Genomic DNA, 6,506 nt, shown 5'->3' with positions numbered 1-6,506 from the left:
TTAGTTGGTTTTAATTGCATGTTTCTATTCAATATTTCTTTAAGGGCTTTATTCTTGAATAAATAGGATATGGATTATATAAATATTCGATTTATTTTGCTGGAAAAGGAAATAAATCAGGTCTTGTGCTTGACCTGCGGTTTATTTAAAAATAGGCTAGGATAGATTGAATTTGAATAAACACAGTACATTGACGTACTTACAGATTGCGTAAAGCACTTATGAATATTTTAATTGTAGATGATCATCCCTTATTTAGACATGCGTTGATTCAAGCGGTTCGTTATAGCCTGCCACAGGCACAGATTCAGGAAACTGCTGATGTTGACGAATTCTATGCGCGTCTGGAACATGGGGCGGAACCCGATCTGGTGTTGCTGGACCTGAATCTACCAGGTGCCTCTGGATTTTCTGCACTGGTGTATGTACGAGCACAGTATCCAGCGATTCCGATCATTATTGTTTCTGCCCATGAGGAAGTGTCGATTATCCAGCGGGCAATTGCACACGGAGCAATGGGATACATTCCAAAATCCTCACACCCAAGCCATATTGGCGAGGCCATTAAGCAGGTGCTGGAGGGTGAGATCTGGCTGCCACCGAATTTACCGACTCATGCAGGATTTGACCCAAGGGCTGCGGACGAAACCGCACTGGCAGAGCGTTTACAGTCACTGACGCCGCAGCAGTTCCGCGTATTAATGATGGTGGCTGAGGGGTTGCTAAATAAACAGATTGCCTATGACCTGGAAGTTTCCGAGGCAACCATCAAGGCGCATGTAACCGCCATTTTCCGTAAACTTGGCGTACAAAACCGTACTCAGGCAGTGTTGGCAATCAGTGCCTTAAATATCGAAGACAAAAAGATGTAGTCTTGTAGCTGGGAACTGAAAGACTTTTCCGATTCTTCTAAAATAAAAAACCAGTTCAAAATGAACTGGTTTTTTTATGATCAATCTGGGTTCTGGATAGAACCGCAATTCAATCTTAGAAACGTAATTTCGCGTTTACGCCAACAGTTTGCATATCTGCGTCAGAACCTACAGCATTCGCATTTACATAGCTTGCACCAACCGCAATCGCTGGAGTGATGAAGTAGTTTACATTCACACCCCAAGCTGAGTCTGGTGAACCAGCAAAGCTAGATTCAGCATAAGAAACACCAGCACTAAGTTGTGAGTTTAGGTACAAATCAGTTTTTAACTCGTACGCAGTGTCCTGACCGTAAACGATACCTGTTTCGAAACCAATTGACATTGGCGTACCTGTGATCGCGCCAACGTATTTAGTACGTGCAGTGATTGCATCCTGATCTTCAGCAATGGTTGCTGTCTCACCAGCCGCTTTGGCAAAACCACTGTTTAGGATTGCGAATGTATCTAAAGATGTTTGTTCAACAACGTTGGTATAACCTACAGCCACAAGGAAATTTGGTGCGATAACAGAACCAAACTCAACTGCCCAGCGTTGACCACGGTCATCAGAAAGACCATATTTACCGTCATTGTCAGTTGCGCTGTAGCTTAAGCTTGCATATGCAGGCATATATGGAGTTGGCAGATAAGCTTCAGTAACAATGAGATAGATGAATTTTTCATCTTTGAAATCGCTGTAATATGATGGTCATAATCGTTTATTTTTATGGGTTTATTCGATGGCGTTAATCGGTTTTTGCATTTAATGTGAGCACAAAAATTACATAATTAAGCTTAAAAAGTGTGAATAGAATCTACTTTTCCTGTGTTTATGTGGTTTGTTTTTATAATTTAAGCGGACTATCTGGATAAGATAGATAAAACCAGGTTAACAAAAGGCTGGATTTTTTAAAAAGGATTAACAAAAACGATGAAAAATTTAAATCTGATCTGTTTAATCGACTTTACTTTTTGAGATGTGTTTCACATAATAGTGAGGAAGAGGTGTGATATTTGCATTTTACCTCATAACATTTTCTCGAGTATTCGATGTGTCATGCATCCTTTTTTACTAGCTCGGCTTTCCCCAAGGCTGAGCTTTTTTTGCCTGTATGGTCGTGATTATCCTGTCGATCCTCTATATTTCCATTCCACTTATTATCCAGAGTCATCAGGAATATATTAAAACCCAACAGGTGCTGACTGAGATTACCAGTTTGCGTGCCCCCAGCAACAAGCTGATGTCGAGCCATCCAAAGGAACTGGATAAAAATAAAAAAGAATTGCAGACATTTAGGCAGGTGGTGGATGCTCAAATTGATGAAACCATCCTCACACTACAGAAAAATGGCTTTGATTCAATCTCACTGCAATTGAGGGTGGATTTAAAACCAAAACTGGCAAAAGCATCAGCTCAACATTGAGGGAGTTGGCGTAAATTTAAGCTGGTGAGACAAAATCAACCGAAATTTACGCCAGTATTTAAGAACCAGTTAAATTTATTTCAACATCGGCTTTAAGAAACGCCCCGTATGTGAAATCTCAACCTCAGCGACTTGCTCAGGTGTACCTTCGGCAATGAGCTGACCACCACCAAAACCACCTTCAGGACCAAGGTCAATCACCCAGTCAGCCGTCTTGATCACATCCAGATTATGTTCAATCACCACAATGGTATTTCCCTTGTTGCGAAGCTCATGCAGGATATCCAGCAACTTGGCAATATCATGGAAATGCAGGCCAGTGGTCGGTTCATCCAGAATATACAGGGTTTTACCTGTATCACGTTTTGCCAGTTCACGCGCCAGTTTTACCCTTTGCGCTTCACCACCTGAAAGGGTGGTTGCTGCCTGACCTAGACGGATATAGCCTAAGCCCACCTGCATCAATGTTTCCAGACGACGATGAATCACGGGAATCGCGCTAAAGAACTCTGCCGCATCCTCGACTGTCATTTCCAGCACATCGGAAATGTTCTTGCCTTTATAACCCACTTCCAGTGTTTCGCGGTTATAACGCTTGCCATGACAGGCATCACAAGGCACATACATATCAGGCAGGAAGTGCATCGCCACCTTGATCATGCCATCGCCTTCACAGGCTTCACAGCGTCCACCTTTCACGTTAAATGAGAAACGGCCTGCGCTATAACCGCGTGCCTTGGCTTCAGGGGTTTGCGCAAACAATTCACGAATCGGGGTGAATAAACCTGTATAGGTGGCTGGGTTGGAACGTGGCGTACGCCCAATCGGGCTTTGGTCAATATCCACCACTTTATCCAGATGCTGCAAGCCATCAATCGAATCAAACTTTTCCGCAGTCAGCGTGGTTGCGCCATTTAGTTGAGTCGCAGCCAAAGGCAACAGGGTACGGTTAATTAGGGTGGATTTACCTGAACCTGACACGCCTGTGACACAGGTCATAATACCCAATGGAATGGTCAAATCGACATTTTGCAGATTATGCCCACTAGCGCCAGACAATTTAATGAACTCATCTGGGCGCGGTGATACGGTACGTTGTTTTGGTACTTCAATTTTTAATTTGCCTGATAAATACTGACCTGTGAGGGAATCGGTATGATTGGCCAGTTCCTCATAAGTACCTTCGGCAATGATCGCGCCGCCATGAATCCCTGCACCTGGGCCAATATCAATGATATGGTCAGCTGCACGGATCGCATCTTCATCATGCTCGACCACCAGTACGGTATTGCCCAGATCACGTAAGCGAATCAGGGTTTGTAACAGGCGATCATTATCACGTTGATGCAAACCAATGGACGGTTCATCAAGCACATACATTACGCCCATCAAGCCTGCACCAATCTGTGAGGCGAGACGAATACGCTGTGCTTCACCACCTGACAGGGTTTCGGCGGAACGTGCAAGACTTAAATAATTGAGTCCAACACTCACCAGAAAGTGTAAACGCTCACGAATCTCCTTAAAGATTTTATCGGCGATTTCACCTTTGGCACCCTCAAGATTGAGGTCTTGATAGTAGTTTTCTGCATCGCCAATCGACATTTCGGTGATTTGTGCAATGGTTTTATCCTTGACCCGAACATGACGTGAGATTTCATTCAGGCGTGAACCACCACAGGCATCACAGGCGGCATTGGAAAGATATTGCGCCAGATCATCACGAACGTAGTTTGACTCAGTTTCACGGTAACGGCGTTCCAGATGGGGTAGGATTCCTTCAAACGGTTGCACACGGTTGTGCTTACGACCACGTTCATCAATATAACTCAGGTCGATTTTTTCTTTGCCTGTGCCTTGCAGGAATTTCTTCTGCGTATCCTTGTCCAGCTTATTCCACTGCTCATCCAGACTAATGCCAAAGTGATCAGCAACTTTTTGCAGCATGGTGTAGTAATAAGGACGCTGTCTGTCCCAGCCACGAATTGCGCCCTGACTGATGGAAAGTTCAGTGTTTGGAATCAGTTTTTCTGCACTGAAATGGCTACGTGTGCCCAAGCCATCACACACAGGACAGGCACCAAATGGATTGTTAAATGAGAACAAACGGGGTTCAAGTTCAGCCACCGCACGGTCACATTCAGGACAGGAGTGTTTCGCTGAAAAAACCCGTTCAGGATGTTCGCCATTCATCCACGACAACACCGCAATATCACTACCTAGACGTAATGCAGTTTCAAACGATTCTGCAATACGATTGCCGAGATCATCACGGACTTTAAAGCGATCGACCACGACTTCGATGGTATGCTTTTTCTTTTTATCCAGTTCAGGCGGGGTATCAATATCAATGATTTCACCATCGACACGGGCACGAACAAAGCCCTGACCCTGTAACTGTTCAAATAGCTGGCTATATTCACCCTTACGCTCACGTACCACAGGTGCAAGTAGCATCAGTGCCGTGCTTTCGGGCAGTGCCTTGACTGCATCAACCATTTCTGAAATGGTCTGGGCCACCATTGGCAGGTCATGTTCAGGACAGTATGGCGTACCGACACGTGCATACAGCAAGCGCAGATAGTCATAGATTTCGGTAATGGTTCCCACCGTTGAACGTGGGTTGTGGCTGGTCGACTTTTGCTCAATCGCAATCGCAGGAGACAAGCCCTCAATTGAATCGACCTCAGGTTTTTCCATTTGTGACAGGAACTGGCGTGCGTAGGCTGAAAGCGACTCAACATAGCGGCGCTGACCTTCGGCATACAGGGTATCGAACGCCAGTGATGATTTACCTGAGCCAGAAAGTCCCGTAATCACCACAAATTTGTCCCGTGGTATATCGAGTGACACATTCTTTAAGTTATGGGTACGTGCGCCTCGAATACGGATATGACTTTGACTCATAAATACATCTCGAAATTGTGCGAATAAAACGTGTATATAATAGCGATTTAAAACTGTTCAAGCTGTAACAAAACGATTTTAAACGTCAGATTGTGTCGGATTAATGATTTCAAATATGTTTTTAACATGAAATTCTTATCTGGCCCAAAGGCTTATCGCTGAGATTTACAGACCATTTATTCAAAAATAAATTCCAAAAATTGAGGGCATCATGTCAAAAAAACTGCAAGTTTCTATTATTGCGATTGTTCTACTGATTTTCGCTTTTGTATATACATCTCCCTATCTGGCAATTTACCAAATCCGTCAGGCATTGAAGAATGAAGACAGTGCAGCACTGGCAGCCTATGTTGATTTTCCCAGTGTTCGACAGGGAATCAAGGATCAGTTGAATACCGAACTCGTAAAGAAATTTCCAGAACATGCACAGGCATCGGAGGGTGGCTTTGCCGCTTTCGGTGCCTTACTGGCGTCTTCGATGGTGGATAAAATGGTGGATGTGATGGTCAGTCCGCAAGGAGTTGCCATGCTTTTACAGGGAAAAAAGCTAAAAGAAAGTTTGCCATTTCAAACCCAGCCTGAACAATCCGAACAACAGCAAACACAGGCAGGAGCGCAAGCAAAGGAAAAGCTGTCTTATCGAGGTAAATATCAGGCATTTAATCGTTTTGTGGTCCAGATTCAATATCCGTATCCAAAACCTCCTGTTACAGTCACAATGCAGCGACAAGGCTTAAGCTGGAAAGTCACACAAATCGTATTGCCGATTGAGCAATTGAAATAGATCAGTGCTGCATTTAAATCCATTGTATAAGCGGTAGAACAAGGAACAAATAAAATGTTGGGAACAATTTTAATTGCGTTGATTGCTATATTGCATGTTTATATTTTAGTGCTGGAAATGTTTTTATGGGATAAACCCTACGGTTTAAAGGCTTTCGGCAATACATTAGAGAAAGCTCAACTGACCAAGGTTCTGGCACAAAATCAGGGCCTGTATAATGGCTTTCTGGCAGCAGGTTTGTTCTGGTCATTACTGGCACCCACAGCTTGTGCAGTTGCAATCGCCAACTTCTTTTTAGGCTGTGTGCTGGTTGCAGGCATTTATGGCGGGCTGACCGCCAGTAAAAAGATTATTTATATTCAGGCTGTACCTGCATTGATCACCTTAATTGTTGTCAATCTTTTTTGATAAGGCTCAACAATAAAAGTATTTATCCGAATAGCCGTAAAACCTCGGGGTTTAGCCCGAGGATATAAG

General features: G+C 43.8%; 4 protein-coding genes and 2 pseudogenes. 4 read left to right on the top strand and 2 right to left on the bottom strand.

Going from position 1 to position 6,506, the window contains the following annotated elements:
* The first annotated feature begins 221 nt into the window (after window positions 1-221).
* The gene (locus B4H32_RS09795; RefSeq protein WP_004678977.1) at window positions 222-872 is read left to right on the top strand and encodes a response regulator; all 651 of its coding nucleotides are present in this window, start codon (window positions 222-224) and stop codon (window positions 870-872) included.
* A gap of 115 nt (window positions 873-987) precedes the next feature.
* Here the strand turns inward: B4H32_RS09795 and B4H32_RS09790 are convergent.
* Window positions 988-1,578, bottom strand: a pseudogene (locus tag B4H32_RS09790) (carbapenem susceptibility porin CarO); the annotation flags it as partial.
* A gap of 439 nt (window positions 1,579-2,017) precedes the next feature.
* On the opposite strand from B4H32_RS09790, the pseudogene B4H32_RS09785 reads away from it, so the two are divergent.
* Window positions 2,018-2,323, top strand: a pseudogene (locus tag B4H32_RS09785) (GGDEF domain-containing protein); the annotation flags it as partial.
* Window positions 2,324-2,413: 90 nt separating this feature from the next.
* On the opposite strand, the gene uvrA reads toward B4H32_RS09785, so the two are convergent.
* Complete coding sequence (gene uvrA, locus B4H32_RS09780; RefSeq protein WP_286802678.1) at window positions 2,414-5,245, bottom strand: excinuclease ABC subunit UvrA; 2,832 nt, start codon at window positions 5,243-5,245, stop codon at window positions 2,414-2,416.
* Between the two features lie 211 nt (window positions 5,246-5,456).
* On the opposite strand from uvrA, the gene B4H32_RS09775 reads away from it, so the two are divergent.
* Together B4H32_RS09775 and B4H32_RS09770 are read left to right on the top strand one after the other, a co-directional pair.
* Entirely contained in the window at window positions 5,457-6,029 is a 573-nt protein-coding gene (locus B4H32_RS09775; RefSeq protein ID WP_004683497.1) for a DUF2939 domain-containing protein, read from the top strand.
* A gap of 54 nt (window positions 6,030-6,083) precedes the next feature.
* Window positions 6,084-6,437 carry a DUF1304 domain-containing protein gene (locus B4H32_RS09770; RefSeq protein ID WP_004678971.1) on the top strand — a complete coding sequence of 118 codons (354 nt, stop codon included), beginning with the start codon at window positions 6,084-6,086 and terminating at the stop codon, window positions 6,435-6,437.
* The last annotated feature ends 69 nt before the right edge of the window (window positions 6,438-6,506 follow it).

The sequence above is a fragment of the Acinetobacter sp. UBA2063 genome (assembly GCF_002333245.1).
Lineage (GTDB): Bacteria > Pseudomonadota > Gammaproteobacteria > Pseudomonadales > Moraxellaceae > Acinetobacter > Acinetobacter parvus.
The sequence above is the reverse complement of the archived record's forward strand: the minus strand, read 5'-3'. Positions and strand labels throughout refer to the sequence as shown.

Coding starts and splice junctions, on each gene's coding strand:
- B4H32_RS09795 (WP_004678977.1), top strand. CDS start 222: ATGAATATTTTAATTGTAGATGATCATCCCTTATTTAGACATGCGTTG.
- uvrA (WP_286802678.1), bottom strand. CDS start 5,245: ATGAGTCAAAGTCATATCCGTATTCGAGGCGCACGTACCCATAACTTA.
- B4H32_RS09770 (WP_004678971.1), top strand. CDS start 6,084: ATGTTGGGAACAATTTTAATTGCGTTGATTGCTATATTGCATGTTTAT.
- B4H32_RS09775 (WP_004683497.1), top strand. CDS start 5,457: ATGTCAAAAAAACTGCAAGTTTCTATTATTGCGATTGTTCTACTGATT.